The following is a 26,520-nucleotide window of genomic DNA, read 5'->3' on the forward strand; positions in this document are numbered from 1 at the left end:
TCCATCATGAGTGTCACAGCGCGCCCTGCAAGGCACGCAGATAAATATCCGAATAGCGCTCAACCATCTTGGTGAGGCTGAATTCCTGTTCAATGCGCTGCCGACCCGCCATGCCGTGAGCCCGTCTCAACACGGCGTCCGTCACATACCGATCCAACGTATCAGCCAATGCCGCCGGGTCGGCTTTAGGTACCAACAAACCCGTCTGATCATGGAGAATAAGTTCACCATTCCCTCCTACATCCGTCGCAACAACGGGCAGCCCACATGCCATGGCTTCCAGAATGGTGTTGGAAATGCCTTCTGCTAACGATGGAAGTACAAAGATATCAAATGCACGCATCAGCTCTGGCACATCGTGGCGGGCACCCGGTAACCAAGCCAGATCAAGCACTTGTGCCGCATCCAGTTTTCCGACCACCTTATCCTTCAAACTACCATCCCCGACGATTGCCAATCTCACAAAACTACGGTATTGCGGATTGCGAGCAATCAGTCGGCCAAACGCTTCAGCCAAATTGACCTGATCCTTGACAGGCTGCAGTCGCCCTACGGTTCCAATCACAATCAGGTCATCACGACCGTTGAAAGGTGAACCTGTCACGTCTGCACGCCCCGCTTGGGCCGGTGAAAACCGTTGATCATCCACCCCGTTGTAAATCTGACTCAGGCCGCTTGGCGGTACAAATATGCGCTCCACCAAATAACGCTGCAAATCTTTGGAAAGTGCAATCTGGTGTTGCACCAATGGCCGGAACAAGCGCCGCAATCGCTGGTATTTGATATTGTGGCCGTCAATATCGTCCGCATCCCGACCATGCTCACTATGGATGCGGTGTTTGATTCCAGCCAATACTGCCCAGAACTGGCCTTCCAATGTCGCCAGATTACGTGTGTGCAATAAATCGGGCTTGAGTTCGCGCAACAACCGCCACAATTTCACATAGGAGCTGATTGCCTTGCCGGGCGGCTTATGCAAGGCATAAATCGACACATCCGGCCGCTGAATGCGCTTGGCAAAGTCACTGGATGTTGTCAAACAGATAATCGCATGTCGACAAACATGTGGCGGCATGTGATTGATCAGATTGACCAATCCATTTTCCAAGCCGCCAAAATCCAAACTGTAGATCAAGTGCACAACCAGCGGAGTGGCCTGCAATCCCACCCCGCTATTTTGCATGTTGTAATCCCTGTTCCAACATAGGTGACATGGCAGCGGCAAATGCATTCATTACATCATCACCTTGGGAATCACCTAGTACATACAACATGACAATTGCGGACTGACCAGGCTCCCCCATCAAGCGAGCTTTGGCTTGCAACAACTTGGCGTAGTAAGGATTAGCAGTCCAGCGACCATCCACCCAATAGCGTTGCCACAAACGGAATTGAACTGCACTGCCACGAATATCGGATTGCAATACTTGGCCCCATGTCTGGGTTTCGGTATGCATTTGTTGAAGCAGTGTCCATTCCTGATGCTCATCGCGAAACAGGCCATTGCCAGTAGACACCATCTCGGCACCGCGCAATGAACCAGGGTAGAAACCGATGAATACCCCGCCCAGCTGCGCACCACTTGCGAACTCCTGTTGGAACTTGTAAGGAGCATTGTCATAGGCCGGAGTCCAATTGATCCGTCGGCTGACTTGGGTCCAACCTTGTGGGGCATCAATCACGATTGTTTGTTGACTGCCTGCAGGCCGGCGTTTCAAATAGTCCGCATATACAGGCCATGGCAGTACCGTGACGAGTACCAGCGCGATCGTGAGAAACAGACGGGCAGGCACCGGCGATATCAAATCAGTCGAGGATTGTGGTTGATCGGTCCGATCGATATCTTCACGCCAATACGCCCCCACCCAGAACAAGCCAAGCATAATGATGCCGAAGAACAGCCAGCCGTAGATCAAATGATCCACACCCACGGCATATTTCATGTCGCTCATGTGGCCGATCATCACAATCATGTAGGCGCGTAAGCCATTGGCCAGAACCGGCACCACAATCGATGCCAGTGTAAAGATCAAACGACGGGAGAAACGACGATAAGTCAGATAGGCATAGAGCGTACCCAAAGTGAACGATGCAATCAGGTAACGCAAACCACTGCATGCCTCAACCACCGACCACTGCCCTGAAGGGATCGTGAAGAACAGACCTTCACGATAGACTGGGATGCCGGTCATCCGTAACAACCCCACCGTAAAGTCAGCCGTGAAATTCATCATCCAAGGCAACAGCACTTCACCAAACGGCACGGCAAGAACCAAGTAACACAAAGGAAATAACAACGCCTTGGTTACTTGCCAACCAACAATGGCCCAAACCAATAGTGGCAACATCAAGACGAAGGCATATTGCTGCACGACTACAGCCCCAGCCACGTTACCAACCAGCCAGGCAGCCCCCAACAACACCAAGCCAACCAATGGCAATAACGCAGGTGAGGGTTGCAACAATGTCACTTGCTTGCGTCGCTGCCAAATCAACCACAATGTGATTGGGCCAATCAAAAAACCATGTGCATAAGTATCAGATCGATACCAGATATCCACCATACCGAGCCAAGTGTCGGTATAGACCCCAAACAACAACATCAAGCCGGCACACAACATCAGAAAATACTTGCGCCACACATTGGCAGATCGATCTCCACCAGTGGACACACCGAAGGCAGGGGCTTCCAGTTTCACCCTCCCCTCCCTGAATGGTACATGGCAGGTGCAGCAGTGGATGGCAAAGCTGCGTTACCAACCGGAACATCCAAAAGCTCCGCAAACCGGGCCAAGTTGGTAAACCAATCATAATTGGTTTGCACACAACGGCGTGCGGCGGCGGGCATATCAACAAACTGCCCTGCCAATGCCGACTCAATCAGCCGTTGATAGTCAGTCACTTGTTCTGCCACCAGAAAGTCCCGACCGCGAGTTGCTTCAATCCCTTCGGCAGCCTGCGGCGACGCAATGATCAATTTGGCCATGGCCATGGCTTCAAGCACTTTATTCTGCACACCGCGAGCGATACGCAATGGCGCAACGGCCAACGTAGCATAGGCAATATATGGACGAATATCTGGCACACTCCCTGTCACCTTGACCCCGGGCAATTGGCCCAACGCTGTCACCGCTTCTGTAGGGCGTGCACCAACAATATAGAAAACCAGAGTAGGGAAACGCCGCCTGAGTGCTGGCAGAATGTCATGGGCAAACCACTGTACTGCATCGATATTCGGCCAGTAATCCATTGCACCGGTGAAGACTACAGGCATCTCGTCTACCCCATAAGGGTTATCACAAGTAAATCCAGGATCAAAAAATTCAGTGTCCACGCCATTATTCACGTAACCGACTTTTGCCTTGCATGCCGGGGCCATCTCACGGAAGTGTTGGGCTTCAATCGATGAGACGAAAACTGTTCCATCAAAGCGCTGTGTGATGTTTTCCTCAAATGCCAACAACCGATCAGCCTCTCGACGATATACCCAAGATAAAGGCCAGCGCTTGGACTCAGCATATTGCCGCCATTTGTCGGAATCGATATCAACGAAGTCAGCAATACGAGTCAATTGGGTATGTTTTGCCACATACTGTGCCATAGGTGAAGAAAATACCAACACACGCTGAATAGGTTGACGTCGTACAACGCGATCCACCCATTGCTGCATATTATCGTTGCGGTAGAACGGTAACGTCAGTGCTTCACCTGTCAGTAACCCAACGGCACTTTTCAGTGTGGCACGCTTCCTGTAGAGGGGTTCCAGATGTACTTCGCCACAATATTGTTTCAGTTCATCGACATAACGCCAATCAGCCGGGTCATCAACGAAAGCGCCCAAATGCACCCGATAGCGTTGTGCGAGAAAACGCAACATATTGAATGACCTGACCTTATCACCCTTATTGGGTGGAAAAGGAATACGATGGACGAGATACAACAGATCTTGCATGAGATTTTCAACCGAGGTTCTTGACGATATGTGGGCCAATCATATTGGCCAACTGGATCGGCATACGCTGCCACGCCTTGATGAACATCTGGTATTTGGGATTGAGTGGATTGTGATCCGGTACTGAGGTAGCTTTGATCAGATGATACTCATACTGTAATGGTGTCGGCTCAAAACCCCAGTTCTTCTTGAAATCAAACGCACCAGTGCCGATTTTTGAACGGCCGAAATCGAAAACCTTCAGACCCCGCTCACAAGCCCGCCGCATCAAATCCCAATACATGAAATCATTGCCTGCAACATCACGTGCGACATCCATACCACCACCGTAATATGGCAGAACCTGATCACGGAAGTAGAAACTCAGCACACTTGCTACCAGTGTATCGCCTTGCACGATAGTCAATACCTCGCAATCCCGGCCAAATACCTCACGCAATAACTTGAAGTATCGCTTCGAGAAAACGGGTGTTCCCAGACGATGCACGCTGGTGGAATAGGCGGTAAAAAAACGCTCTACGTCATCGTCCAGCTGACCTTGCAGTTCAAATTTGATAGCTTTCCGCACCATGGCACGCTGCTTGCGCGGGATGGCCAGCATATTGGCGTCAACATCAGGATCGATCTCTTTACGGAAAGTGACATAAAGATCCTTGTGAGCCCAATCTGGATGGCAAGCCCGTTCACTACGATATTCCAGATGATCTACACCCTTGTGATGGGCCAGCTGAATGGCTGCCTCATCCAACTTGGCTCGCACATCATCAAAACGAGCCACCGCACCACCATAAACGCAAAATGGCAAACTCACCAACGAGTTACCGAAAAGCAGACTTTTGACCTGGCAAAGTGGTAATACACCTTCGATCTGCCCAGCACGTTCTGCCAACAAAAAATGGCAACGATGACCAAATGCACCTTCAATTACCCGCTTCCAACCCGCTCGGTGAAAAAAGGTTGCTTCAGGACATTGTTCGACAAAAGTGTCCCAACGGGCAACATCATCAGCGGACATTTCGCGCACAGTCAATTGTTCTGACATGGCATTGGTGCGTAACATATCATTCATGCGCACCCTCCAGAAAAATGCGATCCATACGGCCCCATTGAAAATCTTGCAGCAATTGGGCCAAACGTACCTCGGTACGTGAAAGATTCAGATAGTGACGGACCCGGGTTTTAAAACTAATCCCTTGTTGACGCGGTTGCTCAGGATCAACCTCCCATGGGTGCAAATAAAAAATGGCTGGCTTGGCATCCACGCGATTGACACGTTCAATCAAAGCGCGTGACACATGGTATGGAAACAGTCGAAAAAAACCGCCGCCAGAAGCAGGTAGGTTGCGATTGAACATGCGAACGGTTGTCGGCGGCACTTCCAACAACCCCTGCCCCGCAGGAGGAAGATAGGCGAAACGCGGTGCATCCGGCATACCATAATGATCCCGTGCTACAGGATAAATACTGGAGCTGTAGTAATAACCAGCCTTTTTCAAAGCTTCCAGCGCCCATAGGTTTCCAGCACCAATCGAAAAACTGGGTGCGCGATAGCCGGTGACCTCAATCCCGCCCAAATCCTCCAGCAGCTTCTTTGCCCTTGTCACATCATCCGTAAACTCAGCAGGAGATTGATCAGATGCGCGCAAGTGCTCATACCCATGGCTCGCCAACTCGTGGCCTTCGGCTACAATACGCCGGATCAGGTGCGGATAGCGTTCGGCAATCCACCCCAAGGTAAAGAAAGTTGCCTGGGTACCGTGTTGGGCCAATAAGCCCAAAATCACGTCCATGTTACGCTCGACACGACAAGGCAACTTGTCCCAACTATCACGGGCAATATGGTGTTCAAATGCCGAAACTTGGAAATAATCTTCGACATCAATGGTCATCGCGTTACGCAAACCTGCCATGGCCATGCTCAATGCTTTTCTTCAATGATGCGTTTCACTGACGCCAAATCCAGAATCTGACGAGAAAGTTTCAATACGTTACTGACAGAATCCTCAATCTTGTTCAGGCGCTGCTCAAATAGTTCGATTGCCAGCTGCGTATTGGCGGCCACACGAGCCGGCCTGCCGACAGGTTTGATTGCTTCGTCAGGGTCAACAAATGCCATTTCCTGACGCATATCATCAATAACCTGCTCAACCTGTACACCACCTATCTGTTGCAATTCGTCGAGGAACCCCATTAAGAGCAATCGATCACACAAGGTATTGATCATACGTGGAATACCACGACTAAACTGATAGATTGCATGATGGGCTTCATCAGTGAACAACACACCACGCTGCCAGCCAGCAGTCTGTAAACGGTACTCAATATAGTCGTGGGTTTCTGCTTCATCCATTGCACCCAAATGGTAGGAAGCAATGACACGTTGACGAAGCTGCAACAAGTCTTCACCACGCAAGGTGTCACGAAATTCCGGCTGTCCCAACAGAAAACTCTGTAGAAGCGGTTTTTCAGCCACCTGGAAATTGGACAGCATTCGCAATTCCTCTACTGCCTTCGCAGTGAGATTCTGCGCTTCATCCACGACCAACAAAACCCGCTTTTGCTTCGATGCACAGTCGCGCAAAAAGTCTTCAATAAGACGTAGTATTGCCACCTTGTTACCGTCAATGCCTGGTAATCCAAATGCGGCGGCCACCATGCGTAGAATGTCGTCTGAATCCAGCTGGGTACTAACCAAATGAGCTGCGATAATCTTATCGACCGGGAGCTTACGAAAGAGGTGGCGTACCAGCGTAGTTTTTCCAGCACCAATTTCGCCTGTAACGATGATGAACCCCTCCCCCTGATGTAAACCATACTCCAGGTATGACATGGCCCGTTTATGCCCCTTACTACCAAAAAAGAAGGATGGATCAGGACTCAGTTGGAAAGGCTTGGCCTGCAAGCCGTAATAAGCTTCATACATAAGACTATCAACCAATCAGAAGAGAGCAGTTACCGTCAGCAAGCCTGCATTTTCGGTGTAGTCGCGAACATCATCATTCGCATCACGTTGGGTGCGGCGAACTTCAGCAGCGCCGATCAGATCACGAGCGATCTGGTAATTGAGACCAGCCCGATAAGTCAGCGTGCGGTCGTCCAGGCCGTTGTCGATAAATTGATTACGAGACCAGATGGTACCCAGACTTAATGAGGTACGTTTGCCTACAGGTAGGCCCCATGTGAAACTGGCAGTTTGAGTACGTCGATGTTCCCCAATATCCTGAATACCTTCGCCAGGCAAACTCACCTTGCCTGCATCGGAATCACGCCATTGATAACTCAGCAATAGATCCGAGCGAGAAACGCGTAAACCAACGCTGACATTTAAATTACGATCAAGAAAGCGGCGATTGGTGGAAAACGGAACTTCCACTTCAGCGCGATCTCCCAACCCATTCAGGCGCATGAAAGCATTGACTCGTGCAGCTCGCTCTGCATCATTCGGGTAGCGGCTTTTAAATTGGCTATCCAAAAATGCACGCGTATCAATTACCTGTGGAATCAGAAAATCCTGATTCGAGGTGGTCAAATCTTTGACATATGAAATGCGCCAAGTGGATGCGCGGGTGCGATGACTAAATGACACCGAACTGGTATTACCGAAATAACGGCGCCCAATGTTTGCATCCAGGGTAGTACGTGCGGTCGGCAACCAGATGGCACCTGCATTCCAATATTTGCTGGATGGTTTCGATTGAAGCAAGTCATCTTTCAGCTTTTCATATCCCCATGTCACGTAAGGTTGCAACATCGGACTCATCGTCAACGTGGTTCTTACCGAGCCACGTTTGTCATGCGTATCTGAGCGACTGATGTAATCGAAGCGATTATCTTGCAGTGAGAATGCCCAATTGACATTGTTGAACCCCAGACCTGACACGACAGTCAAATCCGCACGCGTTCCATCGCCATCCGTCGCACGAGCATTTCGCCCTGATGATCGGACGCCGTTCCGGACCACGCTAGCGTCCATGGTCAAGGCATTACCAAAACGCTGGTGTACATAAGGGCCCAACGACCAAGACCGGATATCATCCTTGTTGGAATTGGTAATGCCAACAGCACTTGTCGAATCACGGGCAATTTGACTGATGGCAGCAGTACCATTAAGCGTCAGCCAGTTATCGATCAATTCCAATGATGCATTACTAGACAGCTGATGGTTCCCCGACTTTCCCTGGCGATCGTTCTGATGTCGTTCATGGGAATACGCGTAATTGGTGTTGAGTTTCAGCCGTGAACCAATTGCACGGGCGGAAAATCCGGGCTGAACACGCAAGAACCAATCATCTTTTCGCTCACCAGAGCTACCGGCCAGATCTGCATTATCGGTATAGCCGATTGACGTTGGCACACGCATCTCTACATCCCATGCAGCACCGTTTGCAATAGCGGGAAACAATGTAGAGATAAGAAAACTCAGGATACATGGCTGCCATCGACCCGATTTGACGCTCATTCGCTCCTCGCTTCAGGCCTTGCCATCACGGCCATAGCCATAACCATAACCATAGCCATAACCGTAACCATCCAAAGCGGTCATCGCGCCCTTGTTCATCAGTAGGTTGACAATGTCGCATCCCTCAAGATGACGCAAAGCCTCCTTGACTGCATCCTGACTGGTTTTTCCAGCTTCCACCACCATCACGATCTGTCCCATATGTGATGCTAGTTCGCGCGACTCAGTGGTCACCAATAAGGGAGGTGAGTCAAAAATGATGATCCGATCCGGATATCGTTGGGCCATTTCATCCAGAAGATTACGCATGGCGGCGCTTGCCAACAATTCCGTAGCATGCTTATGACCGCGCCCCGCGGGTAGAATCGACAACTTATCAATATTTGTCCGTAACAGCACATCAGACATTGGCAGCTTGGGATCCAATAGTAGATCCATCAAGCCACGATCTGCCCGCAGATTCAGATAATTCAAGATGGAGGGACGGGCTACATCTGCATCTACCAACATGACGCGACGATCACGCTCCATGGCGATACTGAGTGCCAAATTCATTGAGCAGAAACTCTTTCCCTCACCTGGCAACGAGCTGGTCACCATGATCAGATTGCGATGACGATCTGAACTGTCTGCCTCCACTGCATTGGTAATTAGCGGGCGCTTGATCAACCGGAACTCTTCAGCCAACTGATTTTTATCTTCGTCAGGCGTGATCATGCCTTTTGATTTCAAATAGGCCAGATCAAGCTCGACAATTTTGGAAACAATTCGCTCCTGAATCGGCTCCGCAATAACCGCTTTGGGTTTGACCAATTCCGGTGTCGGTTCGACATGTGCAATGTGATCATGCTCAATTGCCCGTTCTATCAATTGCGGCTCGTGATGTACTTCAATCGCACCAGCAGGTGCAACCGCAGAGGCTTCCGCAGATTGCCCATCCGCAGACAAAGGCTGGTTCTGTTCAAAACGTGCGGCTGCTTTTTCAATTAGATTCACAATACTTCTCCTGATGTCGGTATCAGCCGCTGCATCACATCAATAAGCTGCGTGGTACAAGGTGCTGAAAGGCCATCACCGCACCGAACATCAATATTAGTCCTGCATAGCTGGAAGCATAAATCCAGATCCCACGACGCGAACGCCGTTGTTGCTCTGGTGTCCAGATCATGGAAATGCTGCCCAGTATCGGCAGGCCCGTGATTTCTCGAAGTTCACGACGACTGTTGAAGGTTGGGCGCAACTGGCTCAGTAGCAATGCAACAGCCAACCCTCCTGCCACAGCCACCCCCAGCACAGCAGCCATTAGCAACGGACGATTTGGCGCAGAAGGTTGTACAGGCATGCGAGGCGGATCAATCACTCGAAAATCGACCACATTGGCACTCGCATCCATTTCACCAGAAAGATGGGCCGATTCACGTCGAGCCAACAAATTTTCATAATTCTGCTTGTTGACCTGATAGTCACGGTTCAATTGGGTGAAGTCAGCCTCAACCTGTGGGATTGCATTGGCAGCGGCCTTAAACTGATTGTAGCGATTGGTGTATTCGGCAACACGCGCTGTCAAAGCAGCCACTTTGGCTTCGGAGTCCACCAGCGCCATTTTCAGTTGCTGTATTCCAGGATTTTGCGCACTGTTATAAGCAGTGGGTTTACGCGTTTTCGCTTCCTGCTTACGCTGCTCTTCCAACTGTTCAATGATGCGCTTCGTAGCAACGATATCAGGATGCTGCTCGGTATAGTTCAAGCGTAAGCTATCCAAGTTCTTTTTCAGCGCCTGAATGCGCGCATCCAATTCGGGGTTCACGCCTGTCACATCATCCCCCTGCGGAGTAATTACAACCAGTTCGTCGCCGGCCAACTGACTTTTGATTGCATCACGGGAACGCTGTGCTTCCGCCAGCTCAAGCTTAGCTTGATTCAGGGCTCCACCAACTGCAGTCAATTGACTGTAATAATCCTTACCGTCCTCTGGCATTTGCCCGATATGCTGACGTTTGAATTCCTTCAATGCGTTTTCCGCTTGCACCAGTTTCTGTTCGTAGGCTTTGATCTGCTCATCCAGGAAACGGCGGGCCGTATCGGCATCCTTCCGCTTATCACCCAAGCTACCTTCAACAAAAATGGTCATTAACGCCTGCACGACATTTCGGGCAGTCTCAGGTTTCGTGTCTTCGTAAGCAATTTCAAAGAGATTGTCCCGACCGGTCGATTTAATGGAGATACGTTTGGTCAAACGATCAATCAGTGATTCTTTCTCTTCAGTCGCCTTGATCTTGAGGTCAAGATCCGCCATACGGATGACCTTTTCAATATTGGGTCGACTGATCAGTGTTTTGCTCATGATTGAGATCTGCTGATCTACGTTCGGCTGAACAGCAATACCATTCATCAGCGGCTTCAGCATGCTTTGGGTATCGACATAGACCCGCGCCGAAGACTCGAAACGATCCGGCATGGTGTAGACAAATACCCAGCCACCCAAGGCCAGCACCCAAGACGACGCCAACGCATACCAACGGAAATTCCACGCCGCGCGAAGCAGGGAGGCCAACTGCGCCAGAAGCTCGCTCATAAACTACTCCCACGCAACCCAACATGGGTTGCGAAAACAAAAAACACGCTCAAACAGACCACGTATAGCAACAAACAGTTAGAACCAGCTTTCCGGGATGATCAAAATATCACCAGGTCGCATGTCAACATTGGCCTTGATGTCACCTGACTTGATCAAATCATCAATGCGAACAGCAAATTCCTGCTTGCCACCATGGACACGCACGATACTTGCACGATTACCCGCTGCAAAATCTGTCGTTCCACCAACAGCAATCATGACATCAAGCAAACTCATATTCTGACGGTATGGAAGCGTCTGAGGGCGTGTAGCTTGGCCCACTACGCGAATTTGTTGTGCAAAGGGGCCAACGAACCCAGTCACCATGATAGTAACTATCGGCTCTTGAATATATTTGCCCAAGCGCTTTTCGATCTCGCGAGCAAGCTGGCTTGGTGTCTTACCAGTCGCAACAACGTCTTCGACCAATGGCGTCGTGATTTTTCCATCCGGGCGAACTGGAACCGACGAAGAGACTTCTGGATTACGCCATACTTGAATATTCAGCATATCACCCGGGCCAATCAGATATTCGACATTTGGTGCAGCCTCATCCGCTTTAGGAGGCGGCAACTTACTGGCACAACCCGCCATAATTGATATCGCTACCAGAAGCATCATCACCCTGGCGAACAGAGTCGCTGTTTGTTTCATGTTACGGTCTCCAAAAGTCGAATTCTGTCCTGATTACGGCAAGCCACATGCCAATAGCGCAAACAGGTCTTCCAGATTAATCTGCGAAGCTTATCACAAGATCATTGCAACCTCATCAACGAATATTATATTAGCATAATCTGAAACTCGAAATTTCCTTGTAATGCCATCTGCTTAGGACTTTGCAGCATGTCGGCTTGCAGTGACACATACCAGAAAAATACCACACAAATATTCGAAACAATGCATCTTATTTGCGGTTAACTAGATATCTTCATATACCTGAATCATAGCTTGAGTCGCCGCATGGTGCTCCACTTGATATAGACTAAAAAGCCATTCCCTTCCTTAATGAGGCCATTCATGAATCTCGCACTTCGTTGTGCGGCAATGGGTGCATTACTTGGTTTGTCGATATTGACATCAGCCAATGCATCTTCCGATTCGCATAACTCTTCCGGCAATGAAGTAGTGCAGGTAAAAGGCATGGTTGCCACCTTGATCAAAGACAACCAAGCCTATATGCGCGGCAAGAACAAAGCCTACTTCCAGAAATTTGCCGATAAGCAGACCCCACGGGCAACAGTCGTCACCTGCTCAGATTCCAGAGTGCATACTCCAGCGATGGATATGTCGCCAGACAATGATCTGTTCATGGTGCGCAATATTGGCAACCAGTTAGCAACGGCCGAAGGATCCGTGGAATATGGTGTACGACATCTCAATACTCCCTTGCTGATCTTTATTGGACACGCGGTGTGCGGGGCGGTGAAAGCGGCTAGTGGCGACTATTCATCTCTGGAAGAACCAATCAAACGAGAGCTAGTTACCATCCAGATTCCAAAAGGAATTGATGTGACGGATGGGGTGTTACTGAACGTGAATCAGCAGGTTGAACAGGCGATGGCCAAGTTCAAAGACTTGACTGGTGAAGGCAAATTGGCCGTCATTGGTGCGTTCTATGATTTTCGGAACGACTTGGGAATGGGTTTTGGCAAATTGGTCATCACCAATGTAAACGGTGAAACCGATCCTGATAAAGTTCGGACGTCCATTGCCGGGGGACATTTACTTGGCAGCCCCGGCACTCGCTGATCAAGAATTTAACGGCGGAACCGCGCGAGAAAAACCATCAACAGCGCGGCAACCGCCATTGTCAACACAACGGGCAGATTACCGAATCGCGTATAGGGTGTCAGACCTGTCATGCCTTGCACCTCACCAGTCAGCGTAGTCTGTACGAACCAAGGTGCCCGCTTGTTATCCGTGACATGGCCACGATGATCGATGATGGCGGTGATGCCGGTATTGGTCACTCGCAACAATGGTCGGGCCGTTTCCATTGAACGCATCTGGGAAATCTGCAGGTGCTGCATAGCAGCAAACGATCGCCCCCACCAAGCATCATTCGTCACATTCAACAGGACTGTTGCTTTCGGTACCTGTCGAATGATTTCTTCTCCAAACAAATCTTCGTAACAGATATTGACAGCGACTTGTTGCCCAGCCACTGACATTGGCTGCTGATGTTCATCACCCCGGCCAAAGTCGGACAATGGCATGTTCAACCATTGATAGAAGACGCCAAATATCGGCTTAAGCGGTATAAACTCGCCAAATGGTGCCAAGTGAGACTTCCGATAGCGTTGTGTAGGGCTGCTACCCAGACTGATCACCGAGTTGTAATACTGATCTGTCTTCTCGTCCCACTCTGGCACACCAACCAAGACGTCCCCGCCCAACGAACGAGCGTGCAAGGTATAGTTCAGCAAGTAATCTTTGGGAATCTGATGTAGAAAGATCGGTAACGCTGTTTCTGGCATCACGATCAATTTGGCGCGGGAAGCCAGCATCCGGTCACGATACAGCACAAAGGTACCGACCAACTCAGATTCAAGAAATTTCCGGTCTTGCGACACATTGCCTTGAATCAGCGCAACCGTAGTGGGTTCACCGACTGGTTTAGCCCATTCCACTGTCGACAAAATCCCGCCCACAGCCCAGACAGCAACCAAGCCACCAGCCATTGTCAATCGCCGTTGCTTGCTGACTTGACGAGCCAACATGGTTGACAAGGCAAAACCCGACAGGACCACCAACCATGCCACGCCATACACACCCAATAACGGTGCGTATCCAGCCAATGGACTGTAAGGTGCTTGGGAATAGCCAGGATTGAACCAAGGGAACCCCGTGAACAACCAGCCACGCACCCACTCCATTGCGGCCAACCCTGTCGCCATCAACCAATAGCGTGCCTGATTGGAATGCCCTCCCAAGCGCCAGCCTACCCAGCATGCAATGGCAGGGTACAGCGCCAAGAACGCACAGAAGCCCAAGGTTGCCAAGGCCGCCATCCAGAGCGGCATACCACCATAGACATACAGACTGACAAAAACCCAGCTAACCCCGCCACCAAAGTATCCAAGTCCAAAACAATAACCTGTAGCCATGGCAGAACCTGCCGATGGTGCAGCCGCCAACATGGCAGCCAGCACCAAATAGCTGATGATCGGAATGGGAAACAGGTAAAACGGTGCAAAACCGAATACGCAGAGAAGACCTGCGACAAAGGCCATCACCAGTCGCAATGTTGACGGAAGCTGTCTTGGCATGGAGAAATCAGGTTTCGCTGGAACGGGTCACCAACAGACTATGTACGCGACGGCTATCTGCTCTCAATACTTCAAAGCGCAGATTACCGAATTCGACAGCCTCACCTCGCTTGGGCATGTGGCCCAAATGCTTGACCACCAGACCACCAACGGTATCGCAGTCATCGTCGGTCAATTTGGCTTTGAGCACTTCATTGAAGTCGTCAATTTGCGTTGTCGCTTTGACTCGGAAACTGCCATCACGATCTTGCATGATGTTGTCGTCTGGCTCATCGTAGTCGTATTCATCTTCGATATCGCCAACAATCTGCTCCATTACGTCTTCGATCGTGACCAAGCCTGCAACGCCACCATATTCATCGACCACAATGGCAATATGATTGCGGCTGGTACGGAAATCACGTAACAACACATTCAGACGCTTGGATTCGGGAATAAAAATGGCTGGACGTAACTCGTCGCGCACATTGAAGTCTTCCCCTGCGTAATAGCGCAATAGATCCTTTGCCAACAAAATGCCAATCACGTTGTCCTTGTCCTTATCCACAACAGGAAAACGAGAGTGTGCAGTTTCAATCACGAAGGGAATGAATTTTTCCGGCGGATCGCCAATATCGATCACATCCATCTGGCTACGCGGGATCATGATATCCCGCACTTGAATGTCAGAGACCTGCAATACACCCTCAATCATAGCCAGTGCATCGGCATCCATCAGGTTGCGCTCAAACGCGCCGTGCAGCAGATCCAGTAATTGCTCGCGGTCTTCCGGCTCGCGCATCAACAACGAGCTGAGCCGTTCAAGCCATCTCGGTTTCGAGGGCTCGTCCATTTAACTTATTGATCCTCTTTAATTTGATAAGGGTTATCGTAGCCCAGTTTCGTGACAATCTGCGTCTCCAATGCCTCCATTCCTTCGGCTTCATCATCTGTTTCATGGTCATAGCCTTGCAGATGAAGCACACCATGTACAACCAGATGTGCATAATGAGCTTCAAGGGCCTTGCCTTGCTCCTGCGCCTCTCGACGCACCACGGGGTCACATAACACGATATCGCCCATCAACGGTAAACCAGCATCTTCCGGCATGTCGTCGTAAACGAAGGTGAGCACGTTGGTGGCGTAGTCTTTATCACGGTATTCACGGTTCAGCGTTTGGCCTTCTTCGCTATCCACCACGCGAAGTGTTACTTCGGCATCCCCCTGCAACGCAGCTTTAACCCAACGGCGAAACTGGTGACGTGTCGGTACATCATCCGGCTTCAGTGCATACTGAACCGATAAACTCAATTGCGGTGTTGCCATGATCAATTCGCCCTGCCCGTACGGTATTGCTTGAGTTCAGCCTTCAACCATTGCCCAGCCTGCACGTCCGGTCTACCGGCACAACGCAGGGTGTAGGGCTTACCTGTCCAACTACTTTTGGTAGCGAGATAATCGATAAAATCATCTGCCGTACGCAGTTTGTCACCCGCCTTGGCTAACTTTAAACGCAGATGGTCCGCGGCTTCCTTGGCAGGATGAGGATCATCATTGCGCACAAAAATGCAACCCGATTGTTCAACCCGCTTCAACAGCACATCGACTTCCTGACGCCCCTTAGCATCCAGCGCAGCGTGGGCTGGCGAAACCTCGGCCACTGCCACCAACAGGCATAGGTACTTAAGCATGACGGTCACTCTCGGTTTTATCTTGATTGGCTTTGGAATGTTTGTCATAAGCATCGATAATTTTCTGGACCAGTGGATGACGTACCACGTCATCCGACCGAAAGAACTGGAATGCAATACCACGAACATCTGCAAGCACTTTCTGTGCCTCGATCAAGCCGGATTTCTGATGACGGGCCAGATCGATCTGTGTTACATCACCGGTGATGACCGCCTTGGTGCCAAAGCCAATACGGGTCAGGAACATTTTCATTTGTTCTGGCGTAGTGTTTTGCGCCTCATCCAGAATGATAAAACTATGATTCAGCGTGCGACCCCGCATATAAGCCAACGGTGCGATCTCGATGGTGGTCTTTTCAAACAAACGCGTGACCTTGTCAAAACCCATCAGGTCATACAGCGCGTCATACAATGGGCGTAGATAGGGATCAACCTTCTGTGCCAGATCCCCAGGCAGGAAGCCCAGCTTTTCGCCTGCCTCCACCGCTGGCCGCACCAAAACGATGCGTTTGACCAGATCGCGTTCCAGCGCATCCACGGCTGATGCCACGGCCAAGTAAGTCTTGCCGGTTCCGGCAGGGCCGATGCCAAAGGTGATGTCATGCGACTGAATTTGCCGGAGATATTCCACCTGCCGCGGAGTACGGCCCCGCAAATCGGGACGACGCGTCATCAACAACGGCACACCCTCTTCCACCAAGTCTGGCGACAGATCCTTGTTGTGCTCAACCAAGCCCAACTGAATATCTTCCAGATCAAGATGTCGTTCTGCCTTGGCGTAGAACTTGCGCAACAGCGCAGTTGCCTGCTCGGCCTGCTGTTTGTTGCCATTGACACGAAACTGTTCACCACGACGAGAAATACTGACGTTCAGCGCAGTTTCAATCTGTTTCAGGTTTTCGTCGAGCGCACCGCAAAGATTGGATAAGCGAGCGTTATCGATGGGCGTAAACGCCACGTCGAGAGAGGTATTCATCAGGAGAGATTTGATCTACCGCTTACAAGGAAATGCCTGCATTTTACGCGCTTTTGATACGGAGAGTAACCGCTACGGGCAGAATCACTCACCTGCAGGCGCTTTTGCAATCAAGCGACGTAATACATCAGCCTGCCAGACTTTCTCGGCATGGCTCCCCAACCACCATAAGCTGACCCCAAGAATGGCAAAGAATATCGCCTTGTGTGTCCCCTCCCAGAAATACTCGAAAAATCGGGTATACAGGTTGATGAACAGGAAAGTAATGCCAAAGCCACGACTCACGCTGTCGTCGTATTTAAGGCCGTGCCATATAGCTGCCGCCGAGGCAGACAGGAACAGCACACCGTACCCGAACAATTCCAGTTGCCCCGCATTGTGCCAGCTATAACGGTCACCATAGTTACCAAAAATGGACATGATCCAGATCGCAACGAAAGTATAAAGATACCCCATCACCTTGGTGCTCCCCGTAAAGGCATGCAAGCGTGGCAACCGCTGCATCAACCACACACCCGCCAACAATGCCAAACCAAACAGAACAAACCGGGTTGGATAGTTCATGCCCAGATAATAGGCTCCCCAGCCTGATACATAGCCAGTCTCGGCGCCAAACCAAGCCCCCAGGGCCAGTAGACCGAACACCCAGACCAAGACGGAAGGAAACAAAAGCCCCAACATGCAGTAGACAACTGCAGCCATCAGCAGCAATAACGAGAAGTGGCCGCTACCTGAATCCATCGCCTTGCCGAACCAGCCAATTGCTCCAGCCACCATGATGACACCTAGAAAGAACAACGCTTCGTTGGTGTAGATGCGATCCGGTTTGTTGCGGCGACGGCTCAATCCCCAATGGAAGAAACCTGCTGCAATCCCCAGCAGGGCAGCACATTTAACCAAGTCTGGTGCATCGAAAAACAGTTTGAACAAAACCAGCAATGCTTCGTCCGCTACTACCGCACCCAGTGCAATCACGATACAGGCAATCGCACCCCACATTGCATATTTGGCCAGTCGCTGCCAATCAAATGGAATCGGCTGAATCGACTGCCGTAGCCGCTCGGCGGTAGCCACATCAACCACATCACCAGCTTGCCAGTCATCAATCATTTGCTGCACGATTTTCGCTTGTTTACGCGGCAACGGGATAAGGTGGCTCATGCTGTTTCACCTGTTTCATCAATTGGCACATTCAGTACATGACGTATTGCCTCAACACGCGCCTGTGCCACACGCTGCGGGATCATTGCCTTGTCGATGCAGGCCGCAGCAATATCGCCAGCATTCACTGCAACGGCGGCCATGAATGCCGTGCTCAGCCACTGTGCCTGTGGATAATCTCGGGTTTCAAACCCCAGGCGGCCTCGACTATCAGCCAAACAAGCCTGTAGCACTTGCTGGAAGCGATCCGGCTTGCGAAAGGCGTCACAGGCCTGCAACAATTTGAGAATGGTGCCCGGGCGCAGTTCTTTGGCACGATGAACGTTGCCATGATGTCGAGCCACCAGTTTGGCAAGGTCTCGGCAATCATTAGGCACTTTGAGACGACCACAGACAACCTCAACCAATGCTACGCTTCGCTCCTCATGAGCATGATGGCGTGGCCACAGTGCCGGGTCAGTAGTACCTTTACCCAGGTCATGCATCAATGCGGCAAAACGCACTGCCAAAGCAGCTTTTTCTGACGCCGCATAGTCCACAACCCGCATCACATGATCACCGGTATCGATTTCTGGATGATGGGCAGGCGGCTGTGGCACACCGAAAAGCTGGTCCAGCTCTGGCAGAATACGGGCTAAGGCACCGCAATCCCGCAAAACCAGAAACATCTGAGACGGTCGGGCTTCCATCAGTCCCTTGGCCAGCTCTTGCCAAACTCTTTCCGGCACCAACGCATCCACTTCTCCTGCCGAGACCATATCCTGCATCAAGGCCAGCGTCTCAGGCGCCACCTGGAAACCGAACCGCGCAGCAAACCTGGCCAGTCGGAGAATACGAACTGGATCTTCAACAAAGGCATCAGAGACATGGCGCAGGATATTTGCACGCAAATCGGCCACACCATTGAATGGGTCAATCAGCCGTCCCTGGTCGTCCAGTGCAATAGCATTGATGGTGAGATCACGCCGTGCCAGATCCTGCTCCAAAGTGACATCCGGCGAAGTATGAAAAACAAAGCCGGTATAGCCTGGTGCAGTTTTGCGCTCGGTACGCGCCAGCGCATATTCCTCATGTGTATCCGGGTGCAGGAACACCGGGAAATCCTTGCCCACTGGCTTGAAACCCTTGGCCAGTAACTGTTCGGGGGTCGCCCCGACCACCACGTAGTCACGATCTTTGACAGGCAGGCCCAATAACTGGTCACGCACTGCCCCACCTACCATATAAATCTGCATCGTCGCCTAATCACTCAATCTTGATACCACTACATTATGTCGCGAATTCACATCAGGCGGCAGGCTCAATGCATTTGGAGATGTCAGTGAAAAATTAAACGTCTGGCTACTTTCACTATGCTACATATAAAGTAGTGGAATCATCCGAGTGAAACCATGCGGTTCATACTGAAATGGATCGGTCGAGTGTTGACCCTTCTGACGCTACTGACGGTCAGCGCTGTGGCTGCGCCTTGGCCCGTCAAGCTGAGCCTGTGCTACAACGATGAATTGGTTGCCAGCAACACCCGCGAATTGCATTTCTGGATGATGTCTCGCCTGGAAGCCAAATTTCCGAGTATTAAATTTGAATACAACGCCATGCCATGGAAGCGCTGCCTGAAATCCACTGAAACCGGGCAGATCGATGGGGTAATCTGTGGCAGTCACTCCCCTGAACGGGCCAAGGTACTGGTCTACCCTTACAGATTGGATGGCAGTCTGGATGCCAGCAAACGAATGTTTGAGCTGGGCTATGTACTGGTACGGAAAGTTGGCACCAATATCACCTATGACGGGCAAAATTTTGTGAATCTGAATGGTGCATTGGGCGCGCAACAGGGCTATTCAATCGTTGAGCATTTACGAGCCAAGGGCCTGACCGTGGATGACAGCGCCAAATCCGCACAGGATACCCTTCAAAAGCTGGTGACTGGTCGTGTCGTTGGCGTATTGATCAATCCACTCGATGCTTCGGACCTGGGCATGCACTTGGCTTGGCGAGGCAAGATTGAACGGACCGGTAAGTTGGTCATGCAGAAACCGTATTTCCTGGTGCTATCACAGCCTTTTGTTCAGAAATACCCGGATTTGGCTCAGCAACTCTGGAATCAGACCGAACAGATTCGGATGACTCCTGACTTCCAGACACACTATAGTCGCCATATGGGTGGTCTGGACGGTGTGGATAACCCAACCCCGTGATTCAACGAAAAAATGACCCGGGTCAACCAATATAGCGGTGATCACCATGATGGGTATCACTTACATGACAACAACTTGCTTTATCCGCTCGCCATGCAGTTGGTTACCATTCCATCACGTTAGTAAGGAAAGATGTTCGGAATGCCAAGCATGCAGGACGTATTTCACTGGATCAGGCGAGCATTGCCCCTTTTCTCACTACTGACAGCCAGCGCGCAGGCTGCGCCTTGGCCAGCCAAATTCAGTCTTTGTTATAACGATGAGCTCGTTGCCAGCAATACCCGTGAACTTGCCTTCGGTGTTATGGCTCGACTGGAAGCCAGGTTACCTTCCATCAAGTTTGAATACAACGCCATGCCGTGGAAACGCTGTCTGAAATTGGCAGAAACCGGCCAGCTTGATGGCGTTGTCAGTGGCAGTCATTCACCGGAACGTGCCAAGGTATTGGCCTATCCCTATAAACCAGATGGCAGCCTTGATGCCAGCAAACGAATGTACGAGTTAGGCTATGTGCTGGTGCGAAAGGTAGGTAGCAATATCAGCTACGATGGTCAACAGTTCGTGAACCTGAATGGTTCTCTTGGGGCACAGCAGGGATATTCGATTGTCGAACATTTACGAGCCCAAGGTCTGACCGTGGATGACGGTGCCAAATCCGCACAGGATACCTTGCAAAAACTGATGATCGGCCGTGTCGCCGGTGTGCTGATCAACCCACTTGATGCTTCTGACCTGGGCATGCATCTGGCCTGGCGTGGCAAGATCGAACGCGCTGGCAAACTGGTCATGCAAAAGCCGTACTTCCTGATCTTGTCCCAAGCGTTTGCCCAGAATCACCCTGAATTGGCAAAACAACTTTGGACTTTAACCGAACAGATTCGCCAGAGCAGCGACTTTCAATCACTTTACGGACGACAAATGGGGGGGTTGGACGGGGCTGAACCGCCCTCACCTTGAACTAGCACAGTCCTTTTCTGATATGTCACGCTTTGATAGCCACTGCCAGCCATGACAGACAGGCTTGCGTCGATCTTGTCACGCATGCGGTAAGTGACCATGCTGACTATTCTAAAAGCAGGTTTCCAGAATGGGCCGATTGCCATGACATGCGTCCCACATCAGCACGGATCTTGGGTTGCCATGCTTGCCTTGGGGCTACCGCTCTGGACTCACGCTGCCGAACCACGCCATTTCAAGCTGTGCTACAACGAAGAGCTCGCATCCAGCAATACCCGCGAGCTGGCATTCGGCATGATGACACGACTGGAGGCGAAAGCGACTTTTCTCAAATTCGAATACGTCGCCATGCCCTGGCGACGTTGTTTGAAACTGGCTGAATCAGGACAGTTTGACGGGGTGCTCAGTGGCAGCCATTCAACGGAAAGAGCTTTATCGCTAGCCTACCCACGTAAAGCCGATGGCACATTGGACACCAATAAACGGATGTACCTGTTGGGTTATGTACTGGTACGACGCATCGGCACACGGGTCGAGTGGGATGGCCAACAATTTCTGAACCTGGAAGGTCCACTTGGCGCGCAACAAGGATATTCAATCGTGGAACACCTGCGCCAGATGGGTCTGAAGGTCGACGATGGTGCCAAATCAGCCCAGGATACATTGCAGAAATTGGTACTTGGCCGGGTTGCTGGTGTATTGATCAATCCACTTAATGCATCAGACCTTGATGCACAACTGGCATGGCGCGGCAAGATTGAACGCACTGGCAAGCTGGTGATGCAAAAACCTTATTTCCTGATCCTGTCCCAGACATTTGCCCAACAACAACGTGAGCATGCAACACAGTTATGGAATCTGGTGGAACAAATTCGCCTGAGCGATGACTTTCGAGCCTTGTACAACCGACAGATGGAAGGCGTACAGGGTGCAGACCGCTTGCTGCCGTAGCACGCATGCACTCAACTCACTGTGCAGATACACGGCTCAACCATATGGAATCGGCGGGCATTTCTCCATGAAACGTTCGGGCGCCGCCAATGACCGGAAACCATATTGCTCGTACAAGCCATGCGCATCCTGTGTAGCCAATATCCAGCGGCGCAAACCCTGCAACTCAGGATGAGCGGTGATGCAATCCATCAGCCACTTCGACAGGCCTTTGCCGCGAAAGCCCTCATGAATGAACACATCACCCAAGTAGGCAATGGTGGCACGGTCAGTGATCAACCGGGCGAAACCGATGATGCGGTCACCAGCATACACGCCGAAACACAATGCATGCGTGACGGAACGTTCAAAGGTATCGAACGGGATATTGCGCGCCCAGTAACTGCGATTGGCGATGAAATCATGCACTACGCGCAAATCCATCCGTGCCGGGTCGGTATCGACTTCAAAACCATCACGTTGCCATTTCATGATGGCATCCCAACGCCCCGTGTCAGCATAGTTGCCAACAGAGGGATCGCCATCAGCAAAGCCAGTTCGGTGCGAACGATCATGACCATCCGCTTGGCGGTGGCTGTCGGAATTGTCACGGTATCGGTATGACTGGCACGCCCCAACCGAATGAACTGAATGGTTGGGTACAGCGAGATCAATCCCATTACCACGAACAAACTCAGCTTGGCATGAAACAAACCATTGTGCAGGTAATAGCCAGGGCCTTTTTCCAGCCAGATGCGAATCACCCCACTAGCAATCTGCAGGCCAGCCAAAATACCATAGAGCAGATCGATGCGCCCGACCGCACGCAGCTGGGCACGGGCCATTGTCGGTTGTAACAGCCGGTGCTCCAGTGCCAAGCACGCCAGCATGGCTGCAAACCCAATGTAATGCAGCCAAGCCAAAATCGCATTCAACAGCATTACACCATCCCAGGCTCGTCTTCGACTTCGCTATGCGCAATGATATGGGCCTCGGTCAAGGCGCCAGCACACCATTCCTTCATGGCGGGCGTGTTCAGCATGTATTGCATATAGCTGTTAGCAGGCTCCGGCAGTTCGACGCCATAGGTCACGAAACGTGTACAGACCGGGGCAAACATGGCGTCGGCAACGGTGAATTCACCAAACAGGTAAGGACCACGGTCGCCAAAACGTTCCCTGCAACTGTTCCAGACTTCAGTAATGCGCTGAATATCAACCAACGTCTCTGGCGTGCGGCCGTGGCCAGGAAAACGCTTGCGCACATTCATCGGCATGGTTTTACGCAGATTGTAAAAACCCGAATGCATTTCCGCACTGACCGAACGCACCTCGGCACGCATGGCCGGGTCTTTGGGTAACAGATAACAGCCGGGGAACAATTCAGCGACGTATTCGCAGATGGCGATTGACTCCCACACCACCACCTTACCATCGATCAGGCACGGCACTTTACCCGTCGGCGAGTATTTCAGGATATGTTTGCGCCAATCAGTTTCATACAACGGAATCAGAATTTCTTCGAATGGAATATCAGCATGCTTGAGCAAGAACCAGGGGCGCAATGACCAGGAAGAGTAGTTCTTGTTGCCGATGACAAGCTTGAACATGGCGGAGGCATCTCATTGCTATTGTTATCTGCGGATTATGCCGCTGTGTCTGCCAAAAACAAAGCATGAAACACGCTACAGCAAACGAATGCCACAGCGTGTGATCCGCCATGCGATCCGCTCAATCCACGCTTTTCAGTCCATGCTTTGATGATTGGCGCGGTAATGGTCGTAACGGCGTCGGGGCGTGGCATCAGCAAGGTAACCAGGAGCAATCGCTTCCAGCGCCGTCGGTGTAAAACCCAACATGGCCGGGAATCCCCCATCCGTGACATTGGGAACACTCATCGACGCAATATTGTCGCGCGACATCAATTTGCCCGGCAGCCTTTCCAGCATCAAGGCTTGCAAAGTGGCCAATCCACCAGTCAAACCAAGGATAGCTCGGCGATGGCCGGTCAACTGGCCAACATAATCCACCAGCTCGCGCAGTGTATATTGCTGTGGGCCGCCCAGCTCCAGCGTAGCGCCGATGACTTCCTGCTTGGCCAGACTACTGGTTACCGCCTGTACGACATCCATTACCCATATCGGCTGAAAACGAGCATCCGGGCAGGCCAGTGGCAATACTGGGAACCAGCGTTGCAACTTGGCAAACATGTTCAGGAAGCTATCCCCCTCACCGAACACGACAGATGGGCGCAAAATGGTGAAATCCAGCCCGGATGCACGTATCACTTTTTCCCCTCGACCTTTCGACCTCAGGTACCGACTGGGCCCTTGTTCATTTGCACCCAACGCGCTGATGTGCACCAGACGGCGCTTGCCAGCACGCTGACAGGCCGCAACCAGCTTGGTTGGTAGGCCTACATGGGCTTTCTCGAAATCATCCTCACTACCCTGCAAGATACCAACCAGATTGATGACCACGTCGCTGTGCGCAACCAGCCCATCCAACTGCTCGGATTCATGCACATTGGTTTCCACCAATTGGAGGTTGGGCAGGACCAGCAAATCGGCTTTTTGCCGTTCATAACGACGAGTGGGCACAATGACCGACCATTCCTGCTTAACCAGTGCCGCGGCCAACAAGTGTCCGATAAAGCCACTGCCACCAATAATGAGTGCTGTTGCCAATTTCTACCTCTCCATGCCCTGATCGCAGACATCAGCAAACCATCCACAACAGATGATTACGCTCACGTATCAGGCATTACACATTTGATTGAACGCAGAATGCGGCCAATATGGCCGACATATTGTCAGATACCACACCTTGTGAACCGGCTTGTGCAAGACACACCAAGCCGATGATTTGCTGCCAAATCAAGCTGGCCACCCCAAAAATGGCACGTCAAACCGTACCAATTGCCAGTGCTGCCGGGGCATTGTGAAAACGCACCGGACGAATCTGCAGGTGAACCCACACGTCTTCACCTTGTTTGGTGTGAAAGTGATAGGCTTGATGCACATGCGGCAATTCGCCACGCTGCACACCAATCAAGTCTTCACGAGCACGTTGCCGGTCACGGGCTTCGATCCAGTCCCAGGCAACGTGTTCCTGCAATTCGCCAGCAGTATAGCCGGTCAACGCCTCCATAGCAGGATTGACATAGCAGAAGCGATCTCCTCGGATGATGAAAGCGGGCACTTCCAGCGACTCAACCACCGTGCGGTACAGTAGTTCGCTTTCACGCAAGTGACGGAACTTGTTTTCCGACTGGATCGCCAGATTCACAAGTTTGGCAACCCGACGCAACATGATCTGTTCCGTAGAGCGCGCCACATGTGCGTCACGAAACAACAGTGACACCACTGCCTGTACCTCTTTCGCCGGCCCCAGTACCGGATAGGCCAATGCGCCGTGCAAGCCGGCTGCTGCCAAAGTATCCGCTACTGCTTTCCAATTCGGGTCATTCAACACTTCACTGGCTGCAACCACTTGGCCGCGTTCAGCAGCCAGCCCGAATCCACCACCAGCTTCGCCAAACGGTAGGTCTTCCAGCTCCAGGATCATCTCCAGTGGCAAGTGAGGTGACCGGCTCAAGCGCAGGCGCTTGGCCAACGGGTCTGCCAACGATATCAAGCAACGTGCACCCTTGGCCTGTCGCTCGGCCATACTGACGATACCATCCAGTACCAGATCCAATTCCACGCCATTCAACATGCTTTCCAGAAGCCGGACCATATCCCCCATGGCTTCCGAACCAATGTCATCACCCCAGTCGTCTTGCGCAGCATAGATCATGATGCTTTCAGCCTTTCTCGCCTGTCAGTTTGATCAATCAGCAAGATGTGTGGCGCCAGTCAGGCATGTCTGAATACCTCAGTCTGCGCCATCCGGAAACAGCAATTCACCCAGGCACACTTTCCTGTCATTGGCAGCGGTGTGGTAGCGAAGTCCACCCGCTGACGAAACCCGGTGCCGAGTCACCATGTTTTTGATTTGGCAATCAAGATTCGTTAAATGGAGCATAGCAAACTGCCCATGCTTCGCCACTTGCCGATGCGTTTACACGACTGCCGGGACAACGGTATAGTTCCCTGACAATACAACACGGTATCCAGTCAAGAACGATCACAAATCGCACCCGGATACCCAGTACGCCTGACAGTGTATTGCGCACCCAAACCAAGCAAGCACTTGATCCGGCGTCGGAAAAAATACAAGAGGAGAAACAGACATGGAGGCACTTCCGGGCTTTTCCCGGCAGTTGGCTGGTTGCGCCCTGCTGATGCTACTGATGGGGTGCGGGGGCGGAGCCGCACCCCATCAGTAGCA

The 26,520-nt window shown here is 51.4% G+C and carries 26 protein-coding genes; 4 read left to right on the forward strand and 22 right to left on the reverse strand.

Features of this window, described 5'->3' with window-relative positions:
• Nucleotides 1-13: 13 nt before the first annotated feature.
• From FFS57_RS16560 to FFS57_RS16605, 10 genes are all read right to left on the reverse strand, one after another.
• Entirely contained in the window at nt 14-1,183 is a 1,170-nt protein-coding gene (locus FFS57_RS16560) for a TIGR03088 family PEP-CTERM/XrtA system glycosyltransferase (protein ID WP_137938922.1), read from the reverse strand.
• Nucleotides 1,173-2,699: an exosortase A gene (xrtA, locus tag FFS57_RS16565; RefSeq protein ID WP_137938923.1), complete on the reverse strand. Its 1,527-nt coding sequence runs from the start codon at nt 2,697-2,699 to the stop codon at nt 1,173-1,175. Before xrtA ends, FFS57_RS16560 begins: the two co-directional genes overlap by 11 nt.
• The gene (locus FFS57_RS16570; protein ID WP_137938924.1) at nt 2,696-3,952 is read right to left on the reverse strand and encodes a TIGR03087 family PEP-CTERM/XrtA system glycosyltransferase; all 1,257 of its coding nucleotides are present in this window, start codon (nt 3,950-3,952) and stop codon (nt 2,696-2,698) included. The genes xrtA and FFS57_RS16570 overlap by 4 nt, the downstream gene beginning before the upstream one ends.
• A 7-nt stretch (nt 3,953-3,959) precedes the next feature.
• Complete coding sequence (locus FFS57_RS16575; RefSeq protein WP_137938925.1) at nt 3,960-5,021, reverse strand: FemAB family XrtA/PEP-CTERM system-associated protein; 1,062 nt, start codon at nt 5,019-5,021, stop codon at nt 3,960-3,962.
• Nucleotides 5,014-5,862 (reverse strand): XrtA system polysaccharide deacetylase, encoded by an 849-nt coding sequence (locus tag FFS57_RS16580; protein WP_249384029.1) that lies wholly within the window; start codon nt 5,860-5,862, stop codon nt 5,014-5,016. Before FFS57_RS16580 ends, FFS57_RS16575 begins: the two co-directional genes overlap by 8 nt.
• An 8-nt stretch (nt 5,863-5,870) precedes the next feature.
• Complete coding sequence (locus FFS57_RS16585; protein WP_137938926.1) at nt 5,871-6,875, reverse strand: XrtA/PEP-CTERM system-associated ATPase; 1,005 nt, start codon at nt 6,873-6,875, stop codon at nt 5,871-5,873.
• Between the two features lie 15 nt (nt 6,876-6,890).
• A complete protein-coding gene (locus tag FFS57_RS16590) occupies nt 6,891-8,411 on the reverse strand; it encodes a TIGR03016 family PEP-CTERM system-associated outer membrane protein (RefSeq protein WP_137938927.1) in 1,521 nt (506 codons plus the stop codon).
• Nucleotides 8,412-8,423: 12 nt separating this feature from the next.
• Entirely contained in the window at nt 8,424-9,407 is a 984-nt protein-coding gene (locus tag FFS57_RS16595; protein WP_137938928.1) for an XrtA-associated tyrosine autokinase, read from the reverse strand.
• 34 nt (nt 9,408-9,441) lie between these two features.
• Complete coding sequence (locus tag FFS57_RS16600; protein WP_137938929.1) at nt 9,442-10,986, reverse strand: XrtA system polysaccharide chain length determinant; 1,545 nt, start codon at nt 10,984-10,986, stop codon at nt 9,442-9,444.
• A gap of 78 nt (nt 10,987-11,064) precedes the next feature.
• Complete coding sequence (locus FFS57_RS16605) at nt 11,065-11,682, reverse strand: XrtA/PEP-CTERM system exopolysaccharide export protein (RefSeq protein WP_249384030.1); 618 nt, start codon at nt 11,680-11,682, stop codon at nt 11,065-11,067.
• A 363-nt stretch (nt 11,683-12,045) separates the two neighbouring features.
• On the opposite strand from FFS57_RS16605, the gene FFS57_RS16610 reads away from it, so the two are divergent.
• Nucleotides 12,046-12,777: a carbonic anhydrase gene (locus tag FFS57_RS16610; protein WP_249384031.1), complete on the forward strand. Its 732-nt coding sequence runs from the start codon at nt 12,046-12,048 to the stop codon at nt 12,775-12,777.
• An 8-nt stretch (nt 12,778-12,785) separates the two neighbouring features.
• Here the strand turns inward: FFS57_RS16610 and lnt are convergent, their stop codons facing one another.
• From lnt to FFS57_RS16645, 7 genes are all read right to left on the reverse strand, one after another.
• Nucleotides 12,786-14,297: an apolipoprotein N-acyltransferase gene (gene lnt / locus FFS57_RS16615; RefSeq protein WP_137938931.1), complete on the reverse strand. Its 1,512-nt coding sequence runs from the start codon at nt 14,295-14,297 to the stop codon at nt 12,786-12,788.
• A 7-nt stretch (nt 14,298-14,304) separates the two neighbouring features.
• Complete coding sequence (locus tag FFS57_RS16620; RefSeq protein WP_137938932.1) at nt 14,305-15,129, reverse strand: CorC family transporter; 825 nt, start codon at nt 15,127-15,129, stop codon at nt 14,305-14,307.
• A 5-nt stretch (nt 15,130-15,134) separates the two neighbouring features.
• Nucleotides 15,135-15,602: an rRNA maturation RNase YbeY gene (gene ybeY / locus FFS57_RS16625; RefSeq protein ID WP_137938933.1), complete on the reverse strand. Its 468-nt coding sequence runs from the start codon at nt 15,600-15,602 to the stop codon at nt 15,135-15,137.
• 2 nt (nt 15,603-15,604) lie between these two features.
• Nucleotides 15,605-15,967, reverse strand: coding sequence for a YfeK family protein (locus tag FFS57_RS16630; protein ID WP_137938934.1), 363 nt, complete (start codon nt 15,965-15,967; stop codon nt 15,605-15,607).
• Complete coding sequence (locus FFS57_RS16635) at nt 15,960-16,943, reverse strand: PhoH family protein (RefSeq protein ID WP_137938935.1); 984 nt, start codon at nt 16,941-16,943, stop codon at nt 15,960-15,962. Before FFS57_RS16635 ends, FFS57_RS16630 begins: the two co-directional genes overlap by 8 nt.
• Before the next feature lie 84 nt (nt 16,944-17,027).
• On the reverse strand, nt 17,028-18,092 hold the full coding sequence (locus FFS57_RS16640) for a DUF2157 domain-containing protein (protein ID WP_137938951.1): 1,065 nt from the start codon (nt 18,090-18,092) through the stop codon (nt 17,028-17,030).
• 8 nt (nt 18,093-18,100) lie between these two features.
• Nucleotides 18,101-19,339 (reverse strand): multifunctional CCA addition/repair protein, encoded by a 1,239-nt coding sequence (locus tag FFS57_RS16645; protein ID WP_137938936.1) that lies wholly within the window; start codon nt 19,337-19,339, stop codon nt 18,101-18,103.
• A 186-nt stretch (nt 19,340-19,525) separates the two neighbouring features.
• Between FFS57_RS16645 and FFS57_RS16650 the strand changes: the two genes are divergently transcribed.
• From FFS57_RS16650 to FFS57_RS16660, 3 genes are all read left to right on the forward strand, one after another.
• Nucleotides 19,526-20,302, forward strand: coding sequence for a substrate-binding periplasmic protein (locus FFS57_RS16650; RefSeq protein WP_171014015.1), 777 nt, complete (start codon nt 19,526-19,528; stop codon nt 20,300-20,302).
• A gap of 150 nt (nt 20,303-20,452) precedes the next feature.
• Entirely contained in the window at nt 20,453-21,259 is an 807-nt protein-coding gene (locus tag FFS57_RS16655; protein ID WP_171014016.1) for a substrate-binding periplasmic protein, read from the forward strand.
• A gap of 99 nt (nt 21,260-21,358) precedes the next feature.
• Nucleotides 21,359-22,210 carry a substrate-binding periplasmic protein gene (locus FFS57_RS16660; RefSeq protein WP_137938939.1) on the forward strand — a complete coding sequence of 284 codons (852 nt, stop codon included), beginning with the start codon at nt 21,359-21,361 and terminating at the stop codon, nt 22,208-22,210.
• A 36-nt stretch (nt 22,211-22,246) separates the two neighbouring features.
• On the opposite strand, the gene FFS57_RS16665 is transcribed toward FFS57_RS16660, so the two are convergent.
• The 5 genes from FFS57_RS16665 to FFS57_RS16685 form a co-directional block, all read right to left on the reverse strand.
• Complete coding sequence (locus FFS57_RS16665) at nt 22,247-22,681, reverse strand: GNAT family N-acetyltransferase (protein WP_249384032.1); 435 nt, start codon at nt 22,679-22,681, stop codon at nt 22,247-22,249.
• A complete protein-coding gene (locus FFS57_RS16670) occupies nt 22,678-23,130 on the reverse strand; it encodes a DUF2214 family protein (protein WP_137938940.1) in 453 nt (150 codons plus the stop codon). The genes FFS57_RS16665 and FFS57_RS16670 overlap by 4 nt, the downstream gene beginning before the upstream one ends.
• Nucleotides 23,130-23,798, reverse strand: a complete 669-nt coding sequence (locus FFS57_RS16675) for a glutathione S-transferase family protein (protein ID WP_137938941.1) — start codon at nt 23,796-23,798, stop codon at nt 23,130-23,132. Before FFS57_RS16675 ends, FFS57_RS16670 begins: the two co-directional genes overlap by 1 nt.
• A gap of 135 nt (nt 23,799-23,933) precedes the next feature.
• Nucleotides 23,934-24,875: a complex I NDUFA9 subunit family protein gene (locus tag FFS57_RS16680; protein WP_137938942.1), complete on the reverse strand. Its 942-nt coding sequence runs from the start codon at nt 24,873-24,875 to the stop codon at nt 23,934-23,936.
• A gap of 217 nt (nt 24,876-25,092) precedes the next feature.
• Nucleotides 25,093-25,986 carry a PAS domain S-box protein gene (locus FFS57_RS16685; protein ID WP_137938943.1) on the reverse strand — a complete coding sequence of 298 codons (894 nt, stop codon included), beginning with the start codon at nt 25,984-25,986 and terminating at the stop codon, nt 25,093-25,095.
• Nucleotides 25,987-26,520 lie beyond the last annotated feature (534 nt).

Source organism: Chitinivorax sp. B (assembly GCF_005503445.1).
GTDB lineage: Bacteria > Pseudomonadota > Gammaproteobacteria > Burkholderiales > SCOH01 > Chitinivorax.

Coding starts and splice junctions, on each gene's coding strand:
- FFS57_RS16560 (WP_137938922.1), bottom strand. CDS start 1,183: ATGCAAAATAGCGGGGTGGGATTGCAGGCCACTCCGCTGGTTGTGCAC.
- FFS57_RS16570 (WP_137938924.1), bottom strand. CDS start 3,952: ATGCAAGATCTGTTGTATCTCGTCCATCGTATTCCTTTTCCACCCAAT.
- FFS57_RS16575 (WP_137938925.1), bottom strand. CDS start 5,021: ATGAATGATATGTTACGCACCAATGCCATGTCAGAACAATTGACTGTG.
- FFS57_RS16580 (WP_249384029.1), bottom strand. CDS start 5,862: ATGGCAGGTTTGCGTAACGCGATGACCATTGATGTCGAAGATTATTTC.
- FFS57_RS16585 (WP_137938926.1), bottom strand. CDS start 6,875: ATGTATGAAGCTTATTACGGCTTGCAGGCCAAGCCTTTCCAACTGAGT.
- FFS57_RS16590 (WP_137938927.1), bottom strand. CDS start 8,411: ATGAGCGTCAAATCGGGTCGATGGCAGCCATGTATCCTGAGTTTTCTT.
- FFS57_RS16600 (WP_137938929.1), bottom strand. CDS start 10,986: ATGAGCGAGCTTCTGGCGCAGTTGGCCTCCCTGCTTCGCGCGGCGTGG.
- FFS57_RS16605 (WP_249384030.1), bottom strand. CDS start 11,682: ATGAAACAAACAGCGACTCTGTTCGCCAGGGTGATGATGCTTCTGGTA.
- FFS57_RS16610 (WP_249384031.1), top strand. CDS start 12,046: ATGAATCTCGCACTTCGTTGTGCGGCAATGGGTGCATTACTTGGTTTG.
- lnt (WP_137938931.1), bottom strand. CDS start 14,297: ATGCCAAGACAGCTTCCGTCAACATTGCGACTGGTGATGGCCTTTGTC.
- FFS57_RS16620 (WP_137938932.1), bottom strand. CDS start 15,129: ATGGACGAGCCCTCGAAACCGAGATGGCTTGAACGGCTCAGCTCGTTG.
- ybeY (WP_137938933.1), bottom strand. CDS start 15,602: ATGGCAACACCGCAATTGAGTTTATCGGTTCAGTATGCACTGAAGCCG.
- FFS57_RS16630 (WP_137938934.1), bottom strand. CDS start 15,967: ATGCTTAAGTACCTATGCCTGTTGGTGGCAGTGGCCGAGGTTTCGCCA.
- FFS57_RS16635 (WP_137938935.1), bottom strand. CDS start 16,943: ATGAATACCTCTCTCGACGTGGCGTTTACGCCCATCGATAACGCTCGC.
- FFS57_RS16645 (WP_137938936.1), bottom strand. CDS start 19,339: ATGCAGATTTATATGGTAGGTGGGGCAGTGCGTGACCAGTTATTGGGC.
- FFS57_RS16655 (WP_171014016.1), top strand. CDS start 20,453: ATGCAGGACGTATTTCACTGGATCAGGCGAGCATTGCCCCTTTTCTCA.
- FFS57_RS16660 (WP_137938939.1), top strand. CDS start 21,359: ATGCTGACTATTCTAAAAGCAGGTTTCCAGAATGGGCCGATTGCCATG.
- FFS57_RS16665 (WP_249384032.1), bottom strand. CDS start 22,681: ATGAAATGGCAACGTGATGGTTTTGAAGTCGATACCGACCCGGCACGG.
- FFS57_RS16670 (WP_137938940.1), bottom strand. CDS start 23,130: ATGCTGTTGAATGCGATTTTGGCTTGGCTGCATTACATTGGGTTTGCA.
- FFS57_RS16675 (WP_137938941.1), bottom strand. CDS start 23,798: ATGTTCAAGCTTGTCATCGGCAACAAGAACTACTCTTCCTGGTCATTG.
- FFS57_RS16685 (WP_137938943.1), bottom strand. CDS start 25,986: ATGATCTATGCTGCGCAAGACGACTGGGGTGATGACATTGGTTCGGAA.